General features: G+C 35.4%; 12 protein-coding genes. 4 read left to right on the forward strand and 8 right to left on the reverse strand.

Annotated elements, in window-relative coordinates; genetic code table 11:
• Positions 1 to 246 precede the first annotated feature (246 nt).
• From BUA89_RS07620 to BUA89_RS07630, 3 genes are read left to right on the forward strand one after another with little or no spacing between them, the layout of a single operon-like run.
• Positions 247 to 5283: a translocation/assembly module TamB domain-containing protein gene (locus BUA89_RS07620; RefSeq protein WP_072955145.1), complete on the forward strand. Its 5037-nt coding sequence runs from the start codon at positions 247 to 249 to the stop codon at positions 5281 to 5283.
• Entirely contained in the window at positions 5283 to 7610 is a 2328-nt protein-coding gene (gene tamL / locus BUA89_RS07625) for a translocation and assembly module lipoprotein TamL (RefSeq protein WP_072955148.1), read from the forward strand. Before BUA89_RS07620 ends, tamL begins: the two co-directional genes overlap by 1 nt.
• An 18-nt stretch (positions 7611 to 7628) precedes the next feature.
• Positions 7629 to 8549, forward strand: a complete 921-nt coding sequence (locus BUA89_RS07630) for a YihY/virulence factor BrkB family protein (RefSeq protein WP_072955151.1) — start codon at positions 7629 to 7631, stop codon at positions 8547 to 8549.
• Positions 8550 to 8604: 55 nt separating this feature from the next.
• Here the strand turns inward: BUA89_RS07630 and BUA89_RS07635 are convergent, their stop codons facing one another.
• From BUA89_RS07635 to BUA89_RS07665, 7 genes are all read right to left on the reverse strand, one after another.
• On the reverse strand, positions 8605 to 9087 hold the full coding sequence (locus BUA89_RS07635) for a DUF4822 domain-containing protein (RefSeq protein WP_072955154.1): 483 nt from the start codon (positions 9085 to 9087) through the stop codon (positions 8605 to 8607).
• A 141-nt stretch (positions 9088 to 9228) separates the two neighbouring features.
• Positions 9229 to 11340, reverse strand: coding sequence for an arginine--tRNA ligase (argS, locus tag BUA89_RS07640; RefSeq protein WP_072955157.1), 2112 nt, complete (start codon positions 11338 to 11340; stop codon positions 9229 to 9231).
• 116 nt (positions 11341 to 11456) lie between these two features.
• Positions 11457 to 11912, reverse strand: a complete 456-nt coding sequence (locus BUA89_RS07645; protein ID WP_178362442.1) for a lipocalin-like domain-containing protein — start codon at positions 11910 to 11912, stop codon at positions 11457 to 11459.
• 70 nt (positions 11913 to 11982) lie between these two features.
• Positions 11983 to 13536, reverse strand: coding sequence for a SusD/RagB family nutrient-binding outer membrane lipoprotein (locus BUA89_RS07650; protein WP_072955167.1), 1554 nt, complete (start codon positions 13534 to 13536; stop codon positions 11983 to 11985).
• A 3-nt stretch (positions 13537 to 13539) separates the two neighbouring features.
• Complete coding sequence (locus BUA89_RS07655; RefSeq protein WP_072955173.1) at positions 13540 to 16548, reverse strand: SusC/RagA family TonB-linked outer membrane protein; 3009 nt, start codon at positions 16546 to 16548, stop codon at positions 13540 to 13542.
• A 417-nt stretch (positions 16549 to 16965) separates the two neighbouring features.
• Positions 16966 to 18594: a SusD/RagB family nutrient-binding outer membrane lipoprotein gene (locus BUA89_RS07660; protein WP_072955177.1), complete on the reverse strand. Its 1629-nt coding sequence runs from the start codon at positions 18592 to 18594 to the stop codon at positions 16966 to 16968.
• A gap of 14 nt (positions 18595 to 18608) precedes the next feature.
• Entirely contained in the window at positions 18609 to 21659 is a 3051-nt protein-coding gene (locus BUA89_RS07665; RefSeq protein ID WP_143152286.1) for a SusC/RagA family TonB-linked outer membrane protein, read from the reverse strand.
• Between the two features lie 59 nt (positions 21660 to 21718).
• Between BUA89_RS07665 and BUA89_RS07670 the strand changes: the two genes are divergently transcribed.
• Complete coding sequence (locus BUA89_RS07670) at positions 21719 to 22303, forward strand: ribonuclease HII (protein WP_072955187.1); 585 nt, start codon at positions 21719 to 21721, stop codon at positions 22301 to 22303.
• 94 nt (positions 22304 to 22397) lie between these two features.
• Here BUA89_RS07670 and yidC read toward each other — a convergent pair whose 3' ends face one another.
• Positions 22398 to 24194 carry a membrane protein insertase YidC gene (yidC, locus tag BUA89_RS07675; RefSeq protein WP_072955192.1) on the reverse strand — a complete coding sequence of 599 codons (1797 nt, stop codon included), beginning with the start codon at positions 24192 to 24194 and terminating at the stop codon, positions 22398 to 22400.
• Between the last annotated feature and the right edge of the window lie 232 nt (positions 24195 to 24426).

The raw sequence follows: 24426 nt of genomic DNA on the forward strand, positions 1-24426 counted from the left end.
TTTGAAGAACTAAACTAACATTTGAATTTTCATTTTTGCTAACCTTTTCAACAGAAATGATCTAAGGGGGCTTTTAAAACTAAAAAATCCGGGTCTTGGCTGTCGTCATCAACTCATTCACTTGACAATTCACTAAACTAAATTCCATAATTGGCAGCCAAGGCAGGATTTTTGTATTCGCAAAGGGTACCACAACACAACAGTAGTACATTTAGTATTATTATATTTGTTTAAACCCGATCACTCTTGGAACTAAAAATCAACAAAAGAAAACTCTTAAGGCGATTTGTAATAACCATTATTTCGATATTGGTTTTTCTTATATTGCTTATTCTCAGTTTGCGGCTTCCCGTAGTTCAGAACTTCATCAAAGATAAGCTGGTCGTCTATCTTGAGAAAAAAATTAAAACCCAAGTAAGCCTCGAAAGAGTCTACATAGGATTCCCTAACAGCCTGGTGATGGAAAATCTGTACTTGAAAGGACAGGATATCGACACCCTTCTGGCGGTGAAAAAACTGGATGTAGGCTTGAATATGCTTAAACTTATCAATTCCACGGCAGATATCACCTCTGTTGATCTGGAAGGCGCGAGAGCCAATGTGGTGAGGAAACCCGACGGAAAGTTCAATTTCGATTATATTTTAGATGCTTTTGCCACCAGTGATAAGGAGGAAAGCCCTTCAAAACCTTTCATTATTTCGTTAGATAAAATCAAATTAAAAGATATCGGTGTCACATTTAATGACCAGCAATCCAGAAATGATATAAAACTCTACTTTAAATCTTTTGATACAAGAGTAAAAACTTTTGATCTCAACAACAATAAATATGCTGTTAACGACATTAATCTTGACGGATTACAATTAAAACTAAAACAGGACTTGGTAGAAGAAGTTTCCAAGACTGTTGAAAAGAAGGTCGATTCTTTAAATAATAAGAAGCCGATGCAGATCGGTTTAAAAGGTATAAAGCTTACCAATTTCAATATTGATTACGGCGATGACAATACCAAAACTTTTGCCAAAATTCTCTTTAAAGAATTAAGCACGAAAGTCAACAAACTGGATCTGGAAAACAGCGCTTACGATGTAGATAATGTTTTTCTTTCCGGAGCTGATATCAATGCCAATCTTTATCTTCCGGCTCAAAATGCCAATCCGAAAAACACCGAAAAACCTGAAGTTTCAAAAGCTACAGATCAGCAGAAAGCGTTGAGTTTATTGCTTGATAAATTAGTTCTGAACGATGTGAAAGTCGTTTACAACAACCCAGCCATCGCTCCTACAAAGCAGGGAATGGATTTCAACCATCTGAATTTTTCTAAAATGAATGTTGAGGTAAGGGATTTCAAAATGCAGAACAATACATTTGCAGGGAGCGTGAATTCAGCGGAAATTCAGGAAGCCAGAGGACTGGATATTCAGAAGTTCAATACGGATTTCGTGTATAATGATAAAGAAGCTTATCTGAAAGATTTGTATTTACAAACCCCGAAAACAGTTTTGCGTGATGAGGTTATTTTAAATTATAATTCTGTTGAACAGCTGAGTTCCAATTTGGGAGCCGTACAGATTTCAGCGAATATCGAAGATTCAAAAATCGGATTTTCAGATATCCTGAATTTGGTTCCTACCTTGAGAAACACAGTTCCTTTCAATAAATATCCGAATGCTATTTTAAATGTCAATGCCAATGTTAAAGGCAACGTCAATGATTTGTTGATTAATAATCTTAAAGTCTCAGGGTTGGATCAATTGAGAGTTGCTGCTTCAGGAAGAATTAAAAATGCAATGAATCCCGACAATTTATATTATGATTTAAGGATTGCCGAACTGTCTTCATCCGCTAAAACGATATTCAATTTAGTTCCGAAAAACACCATTCCTTCCAATATTTCTCTGCCTACCAACATGAGTGTGAAAGGAACAGCAAAGGGAACCACGAAAGTTGTGAATGCCGATCTCAACCTCTACTCCACGTTGGGAAATGCCGCAATCAAAGCTAATGTCGACATGCGCAGAGAAAACCGTGAACTGTATGATGTAAAAGCAAATCTTCAGGGATTACAAATCGGAAAAATTATTCAGAATAAAGATATCGGGCCGATTTCAGCACAGATTTATGCCAAAGGAGAAAGCTTCGATTTCAAAAATGCAAAAGCAGATCTGAAAGGTCACGTTGCTTCGGCAGTTTACAAAGGTTACCGTTACCAAAATATGAATCTGACGGGGAAAATAAATCGTGGAGCTTACCATATTATTTTAAACTCAAAAGATCCGAATGCCAATTTACTGTTAACCGCTTCCGGAATGTATGACGAAAAAAATCCTACCGTAAAAGTAAATGGAGAAGTCATCAAGCTTGATCTCAATAAATTAGGATTCTATAAAGATCCTATGATTTTAGCAGGAAAAATCGACGGAGACTTTACTAATTTAGATCCCGATCATCTGAACGGATATTTAAACTTAAAAGATTTTGCATTTTCCGATACCAAAGAAGTGTATCCCGTTCAGGAAGTGAATTTAAAAGCATCTTCAACCAACGATTCTACGAATATCGTTTTCAATTCTCAGATTGCAGATGTTGAATTAAAAGGAAAATATAAACTGACACAGATTTTTGGTTCTTTAGCGAACACAGTTAATCAATATTATCAATTCCAAAAGCCGGAAAAAACTCAGAAAATTCAGGCCGGACAGTTTTTTACCTTTAATGCAAAAATTAAAAATGATGATCTGATCAGAAAATTTGTTCCGGATCTGAAAAGTTTTGAAACCATTAATTTAAACGGAAATTATAATGCCGATTCACAAAAAATTGAAATCGACGGACAGATTCCTCAATTGCTATATGGCGAAAATTCTATTGAAAATGCGACTTTAAAAGTCACCAATGAAAATCAGGCTTTACAATATAATCTGTATGTTGCCGGTCTGAAAAGCTCAAGCTTTGCCTTAAATAAAGTCGGAATCACGGGAGATGTTGCCAATAATATCATCAATTACAACATTACTACAAAAGACGAGAAAGATGCCACGCAATTTTTAATTGCAGGAAATGCAAAATCACTAAATGACATCACCGAAATCTCTTTAAATCCAAATGGTTTAAAATTAAATTACACCGATTGGACTGTTTCGGAAAACAATAAGATCCAGATTGGGAAAAACGGGATACTGGCAGACAATTTCAGGCTTTCAAACGGAGGCAGCGAAATCCTGTTACAATCTGAAAGTCAGACAGCCAATGCCCCTCTGAATGTTTCTTTGAAAGATTTTAAAATTGAAACGATTACAGAACTTATTAAAAAAGACACCGTTTTAGCAAGAGGAACCATTAACGGAACGGCTCAGCTACGCAACCTGACGAAAAACATGACCTTCACTTCGGACCTGAATATTTCAGATTTAATTGTGTACGGAAATGCAGTCGGAAATCTTGCGGTAAAAGTGAACAACAACTCACCGAATTTATTAAATGCAGACATTGCCCTTTCCGGAAATAATAATGATGTTAAAATTCTGGGAGATTACAACACTACTTCCAGCACATTTGATCTGAATATGGCCATCAATCAGTTACAGATGAAAAGTGTTCAGGGATTCTCGATGAATGCGATCACCAATACGGAAGGTTATATTTCCGGAAATTTAAAAATAACGGGAACAGCTGATAAACCGAATATTTTAGGTAAAGTAAAATTTAATGATGCAGGCCTTGAAATTGCCAAAACAGGAAGCGATTTCAGAAAGCTGAATGATGAAATTGATTTTACCAGCAGAGGAATTGAATTCAATAATTTTAAAATTAATGATAAAGATGGAAACTCTCTGAATATAGATGGACAGGTTTTAACACAGACCTACAGAGATTTTGCTTTCAATCTTGATCTTAATGCCAAAGATTTTAAAGTCGTAAATTCTGAAAAATCCAATGATGCGATTATGTACGGAATTCTGTCTATTGATGCAGGATTGCGAATCCGTGGAAATCTAGATCTGCCAAAAGTAGACGGAAGACTGGCAGTTGCAGATAATACAGACTTCACTTTTGTTCTTCCTCAGTCTTCGCCTACTTTACAGGAAAGAGAAGGGATTGTAGAGTTTATTGATCAGGATCAGGTGGTTTTAAACAAAACCGTTAAAGCAGATTCTTTAAATACCGACAGCCGCATCAAAGGAATGGATGTGAACGTGAATATTGAAATCAGCAAAGAAGCAAAACTATCTCTATTAATCGACAAAGCCAACGGGGATTTTGTGAAACTTCAGGGAGAAGCTGAGCTAACAGGTGGTGTTGATCCATCCGGAAAAACGACTCTTGTCGGTGTGTATGAAGTGGAATCCGGAAGCTATGAAATGACAGTGAGTGTCCTGAAACGTAAGTTCGATATTCAGAAAGGAAGCACCATTACCTGGACAGGAGAACCGACCACTGCTAATCTAGACATCACCGCCATCTATAAAACCGAAGCTGCACCGATTGATTTAGTGGAACAGCAGATCAGTGGAGAAGCTGCGGGAACGTTGAACCAGTTTAAACAGAGAATTCCTTTCAATACATTACTTAAAATGAAAGGTGAATTATTAAAGCCTGTTATTACTTTCGACATTACTACAGACGAGAAAAACAATGCTGTTTCTTCTACCGTTACAGATATTGTCGATCAGAAGCTGTCTCAGTTGAGAACTCAGGAATCCGAAATGAATAAACAGGTTTTCGCTTTATTGCTGTTAAACAGATTCATCGGTGAAAATCCTTTCGAATCGGGTGCCGGACTTTCCGGGGAGATGCTGGCGAGACAGAGTGTAAGTAAAATTCTTTCGCAACAGTTGAATAATCTTGCCTCCGACCTCATCAAAGGTGTGGATCTGAATTTTGATCTTGAATCTTCCGAAGATTATTCTTCAGGAGCCAAAAATACAAGAACCGACCTGAATGTCGGATTGAGTAAAAAATTATTAAACGACCGTCTGAAAGTTTCGGTGGGAAGTAATTTTGCCCTCGAAGGTGAAGCCCGCCAAAATGAAAACATGACGAATATCGCCGGGGACGTCACTGTGGATTACAGCCTTTCCAAAGACGGAAGGTATATGCTTCGTGCCTACCGTAAAAACGAATATCAGGTAGCACTTCAGGGGCAGATCGTGGAAACGGGACTTGGGTTTATCATCACACTGGATTATGACAAATTCCGGGATATTTTCCAGCGGTCAAAGAATAAAAAACAGAGAGAATTAAGAAAAAATCAACAGAACCAAGTTGTAGAATTTAAATAATGAAAAAAAATTATCATACATATTTCAGATATCTGTTCAGTTTCGGAGTTGCTTCCGTAGCTCTTTCCTGCAGCAATACGAGGTACCTTAAAGAAGGCCAGATGCTTTACACCGGAGCTAAGATTAAGATTGAAAATGATACGCTGTCTAAAAATGAAAAAAAAGATCTGCAAACTGCATTGGAAGCCAATCTTACTCCAAAACCCAATTCTTCTTTCTTAGGATTGAGACCGAAATTATATTTTTATAATATTGCAAAAGAACCTAAAAAAGAAAAAGGATTCAATTACTGGCTGAAATATAAAGTGGGTGAAAAACCTGTTTTATTGGGTGATGTAGATCGTGAATTCAATAAAGATATTATTGAAAACTATTCTGAAAACAAAGGATATTTCAATGCAAAAGCAACGTATGATACGGTTTCTAAGAATAAAAAAGCGCAGGTTATCTATACTTTGAGACCGGGGGCAAGATATCTGATCAGCAATGTTAAGTTCCAGAAAGATTCTTCATTGGTGAATCAGGAAATCCAGAACCTTACAGGAAAAACTTTGTTAAAAGCAGGAAAACCCTTTGATCTGGATGTCATTAAAACCGAAAGAGAAAGAATCGATAACGGATTAAAAGAAAAAGGGTTCTACTATTTTCATCCCGACAATATTATTGTTCAGGCCGACAGTACGGTAACCAAAAGCCACAATGTAGAGCTTAATGTAAAGCTGAAGGACAATACGCCGGATCTTTCCACTCAGCAGTTCAGCATTGATAAAGTGATTGTTTTTCCGAATTACAATATTCAAGATGTAAAAAACGGGAAATACAAAATTCCGATGGAGGCAGATTCTCTTCAGAAATATGCGCATGAAGATATTTACGTTATTGATCCTCAAAATAAATTCAAACCAAAGATTTTCGACAGGGCTTTGTATTTTAAAAAAGGAGATCTTTATAACAGAACCAATCACAACCTTACGCTAAACCGGCTGATCAGTTTAGGAGTTTTTAAATTTGTTAAAAATGAATTTATTGTTTCAGACTCTTTACAGAATAAATTTGATGCCTATTATCTGCTGACTCCACGGGAACTTCAGTCTCTCCGCCTGGAAGCTTTAGGAAGAACAAACTCTGCAAATTACGCAGGAAGCGAACTGAATCTGAACTGGACACACAGAAACTTTTTCCGTGGAGCAGAACAGTTTAAAGCCTCAGTATACGGAGCATTTGATGTACAGATCGGCGGACCGGAAAATGCTAAAAATATTTTCAGAGCCGGGAGCAATGTACAGCTTTCGATTCCTAGAATTGTGGCTCCGTTCCGTTTTAATTCTTCCAGTGCATTTGTACCGAGAACCAATATCAGTTTAGGGTATGAGTTCCAGAACCGTACGGAATATTATACTTTAAATACATTCACCGGATCGTTTGGCTACAACTGGAAGGAAAACGCAAGAAAAGAACACGACCTGAAAATTATCGATATCACCTTAGTATCTCCTGCCAACGTTACCGATCTTTATAAACAATATGCCCAAAACAGTGATGCTTTGCAGAGGGTTGTCCAGAAACAGCTGATCTTCGGGCCAACCTATTCTTATACATATACCAACACGATGTTGCCGAAAACCAATACCATGTATTATAAAGGAACATTGGATTTAGCTGGAAATATTACAGGTTTGGTGACAGGAGCCAATGCAAAAAAAGATAAGGAAAAGGAGATCTTCGGAATCCCGTTCAGTCAGTATGCCAAGATTGAGAATGATTTCAGATTCTATCATAAGTTTAATGAAAAAACATCTTTAGCCACAAGATTTATCGGAGGCATTGCCTATCCTTACGGAAATTCTGAATTCATCCCTTTCTCCAAACAGTTCTTCTCCGGAGGGAGCAACAGTGTACGAGCATTCCGTGCAAGAACATTGGGGCCTGGAAGCTTTGATCCAAGAACCATTAACGACGGATTTTATTTTGATCAGTCGGGAGATATTAAATTGGAATTAAATGCAGAATACCGCGCGAATCTTTATAAATTTTTAAATGTTGCCCTCTTTGCAGATGCAGGAAATATATGGCTGGTGAATGATGACCCACAGCGGCCGGGAGCCAAATTTTCGAAAGAATTTTTAAGTGAAATTGCAGTGGGAGCCGGATTTGGTCTGAGACTTGATTTCTCTATTTTAATTTTAAGACTGGATCTTGCCATGCCATTGCGTATCCCGTATTATGAAAAGAACGACCGATGGGCTTTTGATAAAATTAATTTCGGAGATTCCAACTGGAGAAGAGATAACCTTGTTTTGAATATTGCCATCGGATATCCTTTCTAATTCATTAAATAATTACAGATGACAAAGCATATTAATTTTTTCTGGGACACATTAAATGAAACATTCAAAAAGTGGAATAATTCTTCTGCGTCTAATGATTCTGCAAGCTTAGCTTATTATGCTATTTTTTCTATCCCGGGATTATTAATTATCATCATCTGGATTGCCGGATATTTTTTTGGTGAGGAAGCCATCCGTGGTGAAATCAGCAATCAGATCAGTGGAATTATGGGGCAGGATGTGGCCAAAAGTATTCAGGATATGATTGCCGGAGCTTTAATTGATAAAGAAAATGTAATCATGAAGGCTGTAGGTGTCGGGTCACTTGTGTATGGTTCCACTACCTTGTTTTTTCAGCTTCAGCATTCGTTAAATACATTGTGGGATGTACAGGCTGCTCCGAAAAAAGCTTTTGTAAAGTTTCTTTTAGACAGAGCTAATTCATTGGGAATGATCCTTATCATTGGTTTTTTACTGATGATTACGATGGTTCTTTCCTCCCTGATCAGTGTTTTGAATAACTGGATTACCGCTTATTTCGGATTAGAAACTTATCTGTTGGTACAATTGGTGAATTTTATTATCGGTTTCGCCATCGTTATGTTTCTTTTTGCCTTGATGTTCAAAGTTCTCCCCGATGTAAAAGTCAGCTGGAAACCGGTTTGGCGAGGTGCTTTTCTGACAGCGGTTTTATTTACTTTAGGAAAATTTTTATTAAGTCTTTATTTCGGAACCGCAAAACCCACTTCCGCTTTCGGAGCCGCAGGAACGGTTATTCTGATCATGATGTGGATTAATTATTCCTGCATGCTGATTTTTTTTGGCGCAGAATATACCAAGGTTTACGCCTATAAAAAGGGGCATACGATTATCCCGTCTAAACATGCAAAGTGGAGCGATGCAAAACTGTATGAAGAAAGCCAGAAAAAACCAATATAAAGGAACCCGTTTGAGTTCCTTTTTTTGTTTATAACTTGCTTAAACTTTAACTTTATTATGGTTCCGGATGGGTAGTCGGAGTATGGATAATATCATAATATTTTGAAGTATCCGCTGCATCAGGGTAAATTCTGTAGGTAAATTCGGTTTTCGTTAATAGCGTAATTTGTACCACTCGGGTAAATAATACGTTTCCATTATTATCTTTAGCAATAATAGTTCTCGTTTTGCCGTCTTCAGATACCGACCAATCGCCTTGCATCTTTGGTGAATCATCGAGGTTATACATCGTAAATGTTCCGTTTTCTTTGAAATAAGCAAATCCTACAAAATTAGACACATTCGGATCCGTTAAACTTACGGACTGTCCGTTTTGATTTTTGGATGAGGTGGTTTCCCAAGGCGTGGAAGACAGCAGCTGAGAAGGTGTAAGTACAACTTCTGCCACAATTTCGTCATTATCTGAACTGCATGACACAACAGTTGCCGTGAAAACAAAAATAGAAGCGGCGTAGAAAATTTTCTTTAGTATATTCATTGGTACAATTTATTTTTCACAAAATTATTGTTTCGGCATTGCCAAAAATTGTATAAAACATTCTGAATGTTGTAAAAACTATAACTCTGCCACGTTATACTAAAGAAAAAACCTTCAGAAGGTCTGAAGGTCTTGTTTTGTTTACATTCTATTTACGGTTGTTATCCCTAAAAGTTGTAAAGATTTTTGTATTGTTTTTGCCGTAAGATCCGACAGGTTTAATCTTATTTGCTTTATATTTTCATCTTCCTGGATGACAATAGGATTACTTTGATAGAAAGAATTATATGTTTTTACCAAATCATAAACATAATTGGCTACTAAAGCCGGACTTAAAACTTCCGCTGCTTTCTGAACGACAATTTTATAATTTGTCAATTGCATAATCAATTCTTTTTCATATTGATTCAGCTGTACATCATTCACTTCTTTATATTCAAAATTTGCTTTTGCCAATAAAGACTGGATACGTGCAAAAGTATATTGAATGAAAGGTCCCGTATTTCCATTAAAATCAATACTTTCTTCCGGATTGAAAAGCATTTTTTTCTTAGGATCAACTTTTAGCATGAAATATTTCAATGCACCCATTCCTACGTTTTCGTAGTTTGCTGCTTTTTCGTCTTCCGTTAAATTATCCAATTTACCTAATTCTTCAGCCGCAGATTTTGCAATATTGTGCATTTCCTGCATCAGATCATCAGCATCTACAACGGTTCCTTCACGAGATTTCATTTTGCCGTTTGGAAGTTCTACCATTCCGTAAGACAAATGATATAAATGATCTGCCCACGAATATCCTAATTTTCCTAAGATTTTAAATAAAACCTGGAAGTGATAATCCTGTTCGTTTCCAACCGTGTAAATTAACTTTTGGATATTTCCTTCTTTAAAACGCTCTACGGCAGTTCCCAAATCCTGAGTCATATACACAGAAGTTCCGTCTGAACGTAATAATAATTTCTGATCCAAACCTTCATCTGTTAAATCACACCAAACTGAACCATCTTCTTTCTGGTACAAAACACCTTTATCCAAACCTTCCTGAATAAGGTCTTTTCCTAAAATATATGTATTGCTTTCGTACTGAACCTGATCGAAATCTACTCCTAATCTATTATATGTTTCGTTGAAACCTTTATAAACCCAAGAATTCATTTCGTTCCAGAGGTTTCTTACTTTTTCATCTCCGTTTTCCCAATCCAACAACATTTTCTGAGCTTCTTTCATGATCTCAGTAAGCGGCTTGCAGATTTCTTTTAGATTTGATTTTTCAGATTCAAGCTTGCTTTCAATTTCTATGATTTCTTTAAATAAACCTGTAAATGTTTTAGTCTGTGCTCTGACAATTTCCATTTCTTTTTCATCGGAAATTTTCTCTTCTACATTTTTAGAAATAATTTCTTCCACTTTTTTAGGAACCGCAGAAATCAATGAATCGTTATCCAAAGCTGCCTGAAATTGTTTTTTAAACTCTTCATGCAATGTAGATAATTCCGATACATCTGCTATCTGAATGGCTTCTTTTTTCTTATTTTCAAGAAGATCTATTTTTTCGTTTAAACTTTTGACTTCTTCTTTTTTAGGAGTATCAAAACGTTCAAAATTATTTACTCTAAAATCATTAAAGATAATATTGGTCTGCTTTTTCAATTCCTTGTCAAACTCTACATAATATTTTCCAACGAAATGGTCTCCTTTTGTATCAGTAGATTCCGGAGTTTCTCCTTTTCCAAATTTCTCCCAGGCCAGCATCGATTTACAGATGTGTATTCCTCTGTCGTTGATAATCTGTGTTTTAATCACATCATAACCTGCTTCTTCCAAAATTTGAGCAACCGAAAAACCTAATAAATTATTTCTAACATGTCCTAAGTGAAGCGGTTTATTGGTATTCGGAGAAGAATATTCCACCATTACCGTAGAATTTTTCTTTTTAATAGTATCAAAGCCAGTCGTAACAGATTTGAAATTGTCTACAAAAAACTGATTCTTGACCTTAACATTAAGAAAACCTTTTACCACATTAAAGCTTTCCAGCAACTCAGTCTGTTCTGTTAAAGCTTCTCCCAATTCTACTCCGATGCTTTCCGGATTTTTTTTCAATTGCTTCACCAAAGGGAATGTTACAATCGTGAAATCTCCTTCGAATTCGGTTTTATTTTCCTGAACTTCCAGATTAATGCCTTTCAATTGATAGACATTTAAAATAACTTCTGAAAGTTTTTCTTCTATTATATTTTTAATATTCATCTGTTGATATTGATTTTGTAAAACCGCCGCAGCAATTTTCTTCTGAAATTTTGAAGTACAAATATACGGAAATAAAAAAACCGCCCGAAGGCGGAATAAATATGAAGGAAATTAAATTATTGTTTTGCAAAGACCAGACTTGCCTCGTCGTTACCGGGCACATTGTCAAGATCCTTTGAAGTATCTGTAACTTTTAATTCTGTACTGGAAAAATCTTCAATCTGTTTTTGCAATGTTTTAGGAGTTCCATTTTCATTATATGATAGAGTCAGGGTTCTGTTCATCGCATCATAATTCCAACTTCCCGAAAATGAATCGTATAAATTACAATCTGTTCCTGAACTTGAAGCTCCATATCTTTCATATACTCCGGAAGAATTCGTATTCACGAGTATCTGTCCTTTTTTCTCACATTCGCTTAACGGATATGTTTTTCCTTTGTACTCATACCTTACAGGTTTCCAGGTTCCATTAAGGTTGGGTGTTTCAATGATTGTATCTTCCCTATTATCATCATTTGAACATGAAATAACAGTAGCCATTAAGATAAATAGGTTAATAAATAATCTCATATTTTTCATTTTAAAGAAATATTCCTGCTTTTAATGACAGGAATATTCTGTGTATTTTAATCTGTTATAATTAGAAAACGTCCCAGAAAACTTTTGTTGTTACCTGGTCTCCTCCTATTTTCTGTGCTGCCGCTGTTACATTATTTTTATTTAACAAATATTCCTGATCCGAATATTTCATTCTTACCGGAACACCGTCTACTGCAGAATCGTCAGGATTTACAAATACCGGATAATCCAATCTTCTGGCAAAATTCCAAGATTGGAAACCTTTATTAAACATCGCTACCCATGCTTGGAACCCAATAGACTGTTTCCAGTTTGAAGCATTGAAAGGGTTTGCAGCAATAAAAGGTGTGATCTTATCATCACTAATTCCATATTCTTTCATGGAAGCAGTAATTGCAGCAGCATATAATGTTGCGGCAGTTCCACCTACACTATATCCTCGTGCCGCAGCTTCTGCTCTTAAAAATGAAATTTCTGTATAATCTAACAAGTAACCCTGAGCATTTTCAGTTACAATCATATAATCTCCATCGTCTGCTGCATCAGCAATTCCATTAATATCAACTTTAGGAGACGACATACGTGAGTAACTTAGAAAAGAATTATTAGCTCCGTAAACTCCTCCCTTATATGTTCCTGTTCCGGCAACATAATCTCCAGCAACATCATCAAATACTCTGTCAGCTTTTACGAACCATCTGTCTCTTCGTGGATCTGTTGTAGAATTCATATAATTTACCAATACATCCGAAGGAATAAAATCACTTCTTCCCGACTGTACATATTCCTGGTAAACAGGATTAGCAAATAAACCGGAAGGGAAGGCAGATAATCCCCAGCTATCATCCTTATTATCAAACAAACCGGCATTGTAAGCTGCTTCAGCATAGGTTTTTGATAAAGCAGGTTCAACATCTGCTAATGTAACAGCCAGTCTGAATTTCAAAGAATTAGCCATTTTTTTCCATTTCCCCATATTCCCTTTATAGAAAATGTCATCAGTATAACCACTTTGATTGGTGTTAATCATTGCATTCGCATCATCAATTCTCTTAATTAAATCAAGATAAATGGTTTTGGCATCGTCGTACGGTATTTCAGAAGCGTTGTTTGCTCCAGCTACCGCTTTCAAGGCGCCGAAATAAGGAACATCGCCGTACGTATCCACCAAATTTGCCCAGGTATACACACTGATTAATTCTATAATTGCTTCTCTATTTCCTTTTTCAGCGGCAGAAAGACTTTCATTCTGGAGAAACTGTTTCGCATCTCTAAGTGCCGATAAAACTCCCGGAGAATGAACAATCGCCGAACTTGAAGCCATCATCCTGTTATAGTGATTTCTAGGAATAGGTCTTGTCACCATATCATAATTAGACTCATCGATATAGGTAGTCTGTGCCCATTGCTGCGTGAAAAATCTCGAAATATTATTGTTTACATTCGGAGTAAGCAATTGAGAAATCAGTTCCTGCTCCGCACTTGCCACTAAAAGCCCGGAAGGTACAACAGTCGGGTGTTTCGGATCTTCATTGAGTGTGGTGATGTCGCTTTCACAAGAATTGGTAACGACTGTTAAAGAAAGTATGCTAAGTATTAAAAATATTTTTTTCATTTTTTAGAATTTTAAGGTTACGTTGACACCTAAATCACGTGTTGTAGGTAATACACCAATAGAATTTCCTTTTGAAGCTAAGCCATTTCCTGTTCCAGCTTCAGGATCTGCATAAGGTAAATTTTTATGAATAATCCACAGGTTTCTTCCTACTAAAGAAATTTTTACTTCCTGGAATGATGTATTTGCCAATAAAGATTTAGGAAGGCTATATCCAATACTTGCCTCTCTTAATTTCACATAAGACGCATCATATACAAATCTGGAATTTGGCATTCTTCTGTATCCGTCAACGTTTCCGAAAGTATTTGGAGCTGAGGTTGGCGTTGTATTGACCTGTCCGTTAGGATTAACCCCAGGATTCACTACACCAGCAGTTCTGTAATCTCCAACAGCAGTTTCTTCGTAAAGACCTGTCGCAAGTCCGTAATACATATCTGTTGAAAATACATCTCCTCCCTGTTTTACATCAATAAGGAAACTCACTGACAGCCCTTTGTAGTTAAAACTGTTTCGCACCCCTCCAATCCAGTCGGGAGTAATATTTCCAATCACCTGATTGGGATTTGTTAAATATCTTCCCGTAGTAGGGTTGACTACTCTTTCTCCGTTCAAATAGACATAATCAGATCCTACAAGTGCTCCGAAAGCCTCTCCTACTCTGGCGTTCAATGAAACCCCACCTTGGTAAGACGCCAACAGATAATTCTGAGAATCTCCGTATAACGAAATTACTTCATTTTCATTTTTAGACCAGTTTACATCAATATCCCATTTAAAGTTTTCATTTTTCACAGGAGTACCATTCAACTGTACCTCAATACCTTTGTTATTAATTTGCCCTGCATTTACAAGGAAAGTTCTGTATCCTGTTGCTGAAGAAACTGGCAGGTTAATAATCTGATCAAAGGTTCTTGTTTTATATAAAGCAACATCGAAACCGAGTCTGTTTTTAAAGAACTGCGCCTCCATACCAAATTCCACTTCTTTGGATCTTTGAGGTTTTAAATTGGGATTTGCCAGGAAATACGATTGGTCTACAAGACCTGTATTTCCAAAACCACCTCTTACTCTATAAGTATTCTGTAATTGATAATTTTTTGTTGAAGATCCTACTTCTGCGTAATTCCCTCTAATTTTCCAGAAACTTAACCAGCTTGGCTTCCATAATTCTGATAAAATTAAAGATCCTGTAACTGAAGGATAGACATAAGAGTTATTATTCTTCGGAAGGTTTGAACTTTGGTCTGCTCTCACAGTCCCATCTACATACAATAAGTTTTTATATCCGAATGATGCGGTAGCATACACCCCTGAAGTTACCCATTTTTCGTAATTTTCATCTGGCGGAATAATCGGACTTGCTGAGTTGGAAATAGCAAATAATCCCGGAGTGGCCAACCCGCCTTCTGTACTTGCATATACATTATCAATTAAATTTCTTCTGACATTTCCTCCCACAATACCGCTAACATTCAAATCGCTTGTGATATCGAATTTGTAATTTAAGAATAAATCAAAATTGGTTTCCGTTGTACGAATATCCTGACGAGAGTATCCCGAAGTCACATTGTTTCCTGAGGCACCAAAAGCCTGTGGCAATGAGCCATTCATTAATCTTTCCTCAATCAACATCTGCATTTGATCGTAAGAAAGCTTTCCTGTAATTCCGAAGTTTTTGGTAATGTCATACTTCAATTGAGCATAACTAAACGTTCTTGTTCGGGTATCAGACTGATAGTTTTGGTATCTCTGGAAATATGGATTGTTCCAATATGCCGGAGTCCCGTTTGAGCCTGAAGTTCTGTTCCAAGTAAGGTTAGAATTACTTCTTTCATAGGCATCTCTTAACTCATACACATCTACGTTGGTTTGCCACCACTGTCTGAAACCTGTAACCAGGTTATCAGAGTACCCCGTTTCATTTCTCCCTTTTGTATCCTGAATTGTCAATGTCGAGAATACGCTTGCATGTAATTTATCCGTAAAATCATAATTGAATTTAGCAGATATACTATTTTTTCTTAAATCTGAATTAGGTAAAAGACCATTAGACAGCATATTTGTGTAAGAAAGTGAAATATTTGATGACTTACTTCCTTTCTCTAATGAAATTGTATTAACATAGGTTACCGGTGTTTCGAAAAACTTAATCGGACCATTTTTTGCAGCTTGCCAAGGAGTTGCTTTTCCGTAATTAGGAGAGTCAGGGTTATAAGAATCCCATTGTCTTACCATTATATTCGGATTAAACTCCGCTCCATACGAAGCATCCTCTGTAAAAGGTGTTTGTAACTGTCCGGTAACAGGATCATAATTAAAATATTCATCCGGATTTCCGTCTCCATTGGTATCATTTCCGTATACAGGACCATATCCTGCTCCATATCTCGTCTGATATTTAGGGAAAGTAGATTTATCAATAAAACCTGCTGTGATACCGGAGTTTAGTGTAACGCCCCAACTTCCGTCCTGTTTTCCACGTCCGTTTTTTGTTACGATCAAAATAACTCCATCACTACCTCGTTCACCATAAAGTGCTGATGCGGCAGCTCCTTTCAGAACGTTCATACTTTCGATGTCATCCTGATTGATATCAGATAAGAAGTTACCATAATCGAAAATCGCTCCGCCAACCGTTCCATTATTCACTGGTGAACCGTCGATTACGATTAGAGGACTTCCTCCTGATAACGATTTATATCCTCTGATTAATAAATTGGCAGAACCGCCAAAGTTGTTGTTAGTATTTACCTGTAAACCGGAAACTTTACCGGAAAGTAATGAGGCTACGTTTCCAGTATTAGTAGTACCTCCTGTAAGAGCTTCTGCTTTTACTTCCTCGGAAGCATACCCTAAAGATTTCTTTTCTCTTTTAATACCTAGTGCAGTTACAACCACTCCTTCGATATCCTGAGTTTTTACTGTATCACTCTTTTGTTGCTGTGCTTCAGCTATAGCCAAAGAGGAGGAGAGTACTAGAGCTAGTACACCCATTGTTATTTTCTTCATATCAATATCAAATTAATTTGCTTCAACAAATTTGTAAAACTTTCTTAAAATGACAAAAGAAAAACAATAAAATATATTAATTATTCAAAATATATCAAAAATAAATAATTAAAGTTCAAATATAATTGTTAAAAATAAAATTATTAACAAAATAATAATTTTAAAACAATTGTATAATTAAGTAAAATGCAATTTTTATCAATTGAAAAAATCTATACTTAACACTTGTTAAAATAATATCTAAACATCGTGATTTACAATAAATTATACGTTAAAAAATGGATTAACAATTATTTAAAGATATTTAAGGTGAAATGTTATGCATAATAATTTTTTTTACAAAAGTTAAATTTTAACACTTGAAAATAAAAAAACCGCCCGAAGGCGGTTTTGATATGTTATAATAAATTGAATTTATTATTTTAACCAGAATGGTGAGTATTGATTTAAACTAAATGCATCTGATTTTACTAAGTTAGGTACATTTGCACTATTAGCAACATATTCAGATTGTGGATAAATTAATCGTAATGGTCTTGTTGACGTAGATGCATTAAGTGGCATCGGCGTTACAGGATATCCTGTTTTTGTATAACCAATAAAAGTTTCTGTCGGATTAATATTTGTTAACGCAATCCATCTCTGATATTGAATTGCAGCAATCTTGTCAGTTGTAGCATTCCAACCTACATTAGCTCTTAAATTGGAGTTATTGATATAGGTAGTTGCTTGTGTTGCAGTTAATCCATAATATAAGAATGAAGAAGAAATACCATTATTAAAGAATGTTTGTGCCCCAGTAAATTTAGATGGAAAAACAACAGCTGCTTCTGCTAATAAGAATTGAGCCTCTGCATTTGACATTACTATTCCCGCTTGGCTTGATCCCAACGATAAGCTCAATTGCCCTGCAGAATTAAGTACTAAAAAGTTTTTTTGCCCAAGACCAACATAATCACCAACAGTATTGCTTGGATTATTATTAGTTCCTTGTGGAATTCCGTAGTATCCTTCAAAACCTGGAGTAACATCAGCATCTTCTAAAGCACTCCAAACATTTGCCTGGAACATTCTTGCTATTCTAGAATCTACTAAACCTGTTGTTCTGGATACTCGTCCCATCATATTATCTACAATATTTGCAGAGCCAAAGATAAGTCTATAGTTAGCATTTATTTCATTGCCAATAACCAAAACTCCATAGTTACGATATAAAGGGTTTTGTTGAGTTGCGTTACCACTATTATAGCCTGGTTGAATAGTAAAATCTTCTGTCAACGAAGCTGGAATATATTTTACAACTTCAGTAGGAACTGCTGCATTAGCGTTAGGTAATGTAGCCAAAGCAGCATTACGATAAGCTATAACTTCTGGATCCGTGCTCTTAGACAATCTTACTAAAAGCTTAAGTTTCACCAAATTCCCAAATTGCCCCCATTTTGCTAAACTACCTGCAAACATAGGGTCTTGGTTTGCAGTAATCGTAGCATTTTTTGCTAAAAGAACAAATGCTTCATCAACTTCATTAATTAAAGCTTTATAGATATCCTTACCTTTATCATATTTAGGGGATACGTTACTCTGTAATTGAAAAGCTTCAGAATAAGGTGCGTCATTATATAAATCAACAATAGTTTGCATATAATAAGCTTTCAATATTTTTGCAGCAGCTACATGAGAAGGGTACTGTACAGATGCATCCTTTGTATTAATAATAGACTGTAAATTAGCTATTCCAATATAATAATTATCCCAAATTCCACTATAAAATGTACTTGAAACGTTCATTTTCATCTCATCATCGAATGGAGCTGTATATTGATAAATATTTCCAGCCCATGCATTCATCATAAGATTCCCAAATCTATTTAATGTAACAGCCTGTGTAGAATACAGTGTCGTTTCTGCAGCAGCTAAACGTTCTTTTGGAGATAATTGTTCATTATATGCCTCATTCGGATTTTCATTTACATCTAAATAATCATTGCATGAGTTTAGCCCTATTAAGCTGGTGATTACCAAAGATGATAATATTATTTTTTTCATTTTTGACTTAAAATTTAAAAGTTAATAACTGTATTAAAACCAATTACCCTTGTTGTAGGATATTGGCTTTGTGATGCAACACCATAAACATTAGATCCACTTCCTACACTTGTTTCTGGATCCACGTATCCTTTGTTTTCTTTTGAAAATACACGGAATGGATTACGGGCATAAACACCAAAAGTAAGCCCCTCAATACCAATACTTTTAGCGGTATCTTTTCCTAATGTATAATTAATACCTAATTCTCGAACTTTAAATGCTGTTGCATCAATTACAAAGTTTTCAGCTATATTTTGGTAAACACCTCCATAATATGATGGTAAGTCAGCATAAGATGTACCTCCCGATTTTATAGATGTATTTGCAACATACTGCCCTGCAGAATTTAAATAAACCGAATTTGGAATAACATACCCTCCTTGAGTTCTATCAAATTCAGCAGAGGATTCTAAATATCCGCCCCAAGCAAGTCTTTGCATAGATTCAGCAAAAAGTTTATGACCTGTACGGAAATCCATACTTGCATATAACCCCCAATTTTTATATTTCAAATTAGTATTGAAAGTTAAAACATATTTAGGGTTAGCATTTCCCAATTCAATGAACTTATTACTATATAAAGGATCACCAGTAGCCTGATCAATCACAATTCTACCTTGAGGATCTCTTATATATCCTGTACCTTTTATCACTGGATATTTTTCACCTTTAATAGCATAAATTCCCACATTTCCAGCTGAATATAAAGCAACTTCATCTTGACCATCAGGAAGCTCCAATACCTCTTGAGTATCAGCATAATACGATGCTCTAAGATCCCATCTGAAATCACTCGTTTTAATAGGGGTTGCTCCCAATTCTATTTCAATACCTCTCGAACGTATTTGCCCTACATTAATCCTTTTAAAATTAATACCAGAAGCACTTGAAGTAGTCTGGAAAGTAATTAGATCTTTTGTGTCATTTTGAAAAGCATTAACATCTAATGTTAATCTATCTTTAAAAAAACCTAATCCTAAGTTAAATTCAACAGATGTAATAAATTGAGGCTTTACATCAAAAGCCGTAGGACTTGCGTTATTTACAAAACTAAGAGGCCCTGAGGCATAAGGATATCCCGCTCCAAGTACAGCTGTGTCTTCAATAGAATAAGCTCCAATTGGATCATCACCACCTACTCTAGTCCAAGATCCTTTAACTACAAATCTACTCAAAGCCTGCGGATTAACTTCTTTTAGGAAAGCATTTTTAACATTGAATGAAACCCCAAAAGATGGATACCAGTATTGATAATCGCTCGAGAATGAAGAATTACTATTAAGAAATTTTGAACTCCAATCGCCTCTAATAGTAGCATTAAAGTTTAAATAGTCCTTATAAGCCAAATCTAAGTTACCAAATAAACCATTTTTTCTAAATAGTGTTCTAGCGTTGCTTAAGTTATAAGGCTGCGTAGGAGTAGAAACATTCCAAACAGTATAAATTCCAGGAATATTTAGAATAGATCCTCCAGCACTTGTAATTTTTGTATAATTTTCTTGCGTATTGAATCCAGCTAAAAATTTAAGATTTAAATCACTTGTTAAGTCGTAATCAAAATCAACCATAAAATCATTATATATGACTCTACTTATAGAGTTATTTTGAGAATACGCAGAGGTAATAGCAGCCACTCCAGCAATCCCTTCACTCGTCCCAGAATAAGCATCTCTATATGCTAAACCATCACCCACAACATATTGAACAGATCCATTATCTGAAATTGTAATATGGTCATTTAATTTATATGATAAATTTACAGTCCCATTAATAATTGTGGATTTTGAGTTCGCTCTGTTATGTTTAATATGCCAATAAGGATTAGAATAATACATATTCCAAGTATAAGCCCGATCATTATTATTAAAGTCTTTCCAAGCTGTTGGGTCGATTTCTGAAGCTGTATGCAGTAATGTGGGATATATATCTCCGTTAGTTTGTTTTGTACTAATAGAAGTTATAGTTGCAACACCATCTAAAGTCCATTTATCTTTTTTGAAACCACCTTTAAACATTGCAGTAGTCTTTTTAGATGTATCATCCATTACAATGAACTCTCTATCTTGACGTGTAAGAGATAAAGCAGAATAGGCATTCGCATCTCCACTTGCAATAGTTAAACTATTAGTCAAAGCCGTTCCTGTTTGGAAAAAATTCTTTACATTATCTTTATCTAAAGGAGCATCTTTAAAATATTTAGAAGCTGTAATGTCATTTAATGGATAATTTCCATTATTACCATTAATTGAAATCTGCCCATCTCCATCAACATCATATAGAGGAATGCCTACTGGAAGCTCCTGACCTGCATAAGCAGGATCACTATATGCAGGTCCCCATGCTCCATTTTCTACATGAATCCTTTCTCCATACCATCCTTGGCCATATTTCTTCTGTCTAGTAGGAACAAATGCAATATTTTCAAATTCGACCCCACTATTTAATGTAATTCTAACTTTTTTACCAGATGTTCCTTTTCTTGTTGTAACAATAATAGCACCATTAACACCATCGGATCCATAAAGCGCTGCCGCTTGCATACCTTTAAGAATAGTCTGAGATTCTATCATATCTGATGGAAGCTGCTGAAAAATTGCTGCAGTCGATTTAACCCCATCAATTACAATTAGTGGTGTTGTAGATCCTGTTAAAGTTTTAGAACTTCTAATTTTAATATCAAATGTTCCATTTACACTAGAATTTGTTTGGCTAATATTTAAACCAGCAACTTTACCAGTCAATGACTGAACAGCATTTTGATTATTTGCTTGTGTTAACTCTGCATTATTAATAACGGCTGCAGATGATGTTTGCTGATCAATTTTCTTTTTAATATTCATTGGTCCAGTTATGATGACCTCAGAAATATCTTGTGTTTTAATTTTAGTTGAATCCTGCGCTTTAACCAAAGCGAAAGACGAAGACACAACCACTAAAAAAACACTTGCTGTTAATTTCTTCATATTTAAATTGATTATTTTTTTATTATTTGCAAATATGTAAAACTTTCTTAAAGTAACCAAATATTTTGTTAAAAATCTTTAATATTGCATGTTTTTATGTTTTGATTAGCAGGATAATTATGGATTTAATAAAAAAATGGTCGATTTTTTATGTTGAAGCAGGGTGCGATGAGGTTGGTAGAGGCTGCTTATGTGGGCCTGTAGTAGCAGCGGCAGTCATTTTGGATGAAAATTTTAACCAAAATTTAGTTAACGATTCAAAAAAGCTAAATTTTAAAACCAGAATGGATCTGGATAACTATATAAAAGACAATGTAAAAGAATATGCAATTGCCGAATTGCCGGCAGAATTTATAGATGAGCATAATATTTTAAATGCGAGCATTCATGCCATGCACCAGGCACTTGATAAGCTGGAAATCCGCCCGGAATTGATATTGGTCGACGGAAACAGATTTCATCCTTATAATTTCATTCCACATGAATGTATCGTTAAAGGAGATTCAAAAGTATTATCGATTGCTGCCGCTTCAATTTTGGCAAAAAATTACCGAGACAGATTAATGATTGAACTTCACGAAGAACATCCGGAATATGGCTGGAACACAAACTTTGGGTATGCCACAAAAAAACACCAGGAAGCTTTAATTAAATTGGGTCCGACAAAATATCATCGTCAGTCATTCAGGCTAAAATATGATTAAAATTTAAATTTCTTTTTCATAATTCTTATTTCTTATTATATGTACAAATAAAAAAGAGAAGCAATTTGCCTCTCTTTTATTGTATAAAAATAATTTACTTTTTCTTTCTCTGTTGCTGTTGTACATTCTGCTGCTCCTGAGCTTTCTCCATCATTTCTCTCATACGTTTTTGGAACTTCCCTTCTGCTTTTGGCTTTTCTTTATTCGCCTGAATCTGAGCATGGATTTTCTTTTCATCTAAAATCAGATATTTAATCACTAATATAATTAAGATATTAATTGCATTCGATACAAAATAATACCAGGAAAGACCGGAAGCAGAAGTATTCAGGAAGAATAGGAATGTAATCGGGAAAATATACATCAGTACTTTCATGTTTGGCATTCCTTCCTGTTGTGGCTGCTGCATGTTTCCTGAGGTCATTACAGTATAAATTAAAATTACAATCGTACATGCAATCGCGAAAATACTTAAGTGATCTCCCAAGAAAGGAACTTTGAATGGCAGTTTAATCAAATCATCATATGCCGTCAAATCTTTTGCAAACCAGAATCCTTTACCTCTTAAATCAATAAAATTCGGGAAGAAACGGAACAGTGCATAGAAAATAGGAATTTGTACCAACGCAGGCAAACATCCTGCCATCTGATTAACACCCGCTTTTCTGTAAACCTCCATTGTTGCCTGCTGCTTTTTCATAGGATCTGCATCCTTAAATTTAGCATTGACTTCATCAATTTCCGGACGGATTACTCTCATCATTGCACTCAATTTATGTTGTTTGTACATAATTGGTGATAAGATCAATTTAACCAAGATCGTTAATAAGAAAATTGCCCAACCTGCAGTTAATCCCCAAGAAGCAATAAAATTATAAATAGGAATAAAGAATCCTCTGTTCATCCATCCGATGAAAGACCAGCCTAATGGTAAAATTTCGTCGAAGTTTTTATCGTAAGATTTTAATAAAGGTAAATCCAAAGGCATGAAGTACCAGGTAAAATCCTGATTCAGTTCGCTTCCTGTCATTTGAACAAAACCTTCATAGTTTAGTTTTTTCAAATATTCACCTTCTTCTACTGTTTCCTGATTTCCTTTACTTTGTGTAAATCCTGTTTTAGACTCAATAACAGAAGCAAAAAACTGTTGTTTTACACCGATCCAGTTCAGTGTTTCTTTATCTTCCTCCATTGTGGTTCTTCCATCATAATCATAATCTTTATAATTATTAAAAGCATATGAGAATTCTGAGTGAGACTGCTCCTGAGCTCTACCTTTTTCAAGGTTTCTTACGTTGTAATCCCAGATGAAATCTGCTTTATTATCAGCCGTAATTTTTGCAAGCCCCTGAGTTCTTACTTTAAAATCTAAGGTATATTTTGGAAGTAATGTATAAATGAATTGAATAACAGCTCCGTTATAATTAGCCGTCATGGTTACTGCATTTCCGTTGACAGTCGGAGCAAAAACTAAATCTTTAGTATTGATCACTTTTCCAGTTTTATCCTTAAACTGGAAACCGTAGTTTGAATTGTTTTTTGTGATCAGGTACAACGGAAGGTCTGCATTATCCGTTTTGTGATCGTATGCTTTGTATTCCGCAAGTTCTACTTTAGAAACCTGACCACCCAAGCTTGCAAATTCCACTTTCAATTCTTTGTTAGAAAGATTTGCAGTCTGAATGGCATTCGGAGTTACATTTGGATTGATATTGCTTGCCTGAGTTTGTTTTACAGTATTTTTTGCCTGTTCGGTTTTCTGTTGCTGAGCTTTTACTGCATCTTCTTTCGATTGCTTGTTTTGGAAATAAAACATGAAACCAAAAAGAACCAAACATAAAACCGCAAAACTAATAATCTGACTTTTATCGAGTCCGTTGTTCTGTTGCATTTTATCTTAATTAAAATTTTTAACTTTTATCTGTACATAAATATATGTACGTAATTCGAGTCGACAAAAATACTGTTTTTTTATCAAAACTCTATACTATAATATGTTACTATATAATAAACTCAGGCTGAGAATAATCAGTCTGAGTTTATGTATGACGTTTGTAGTATTTAAATTACTTTATATTCGTTTAAACCCATAAGATTTAAACCTTAAAGGTTTAATAATTTAT

The organism is Chryseobacterium arachidis (assembly GCF_900129245.1).
GTDB classification, from domain to species: Bacteria; Bacteroidota; Bacteroidia; order Flavobacteriales; family Weeksellaceae; genus Chryseobacterium; species Chryseobacterium arachidis.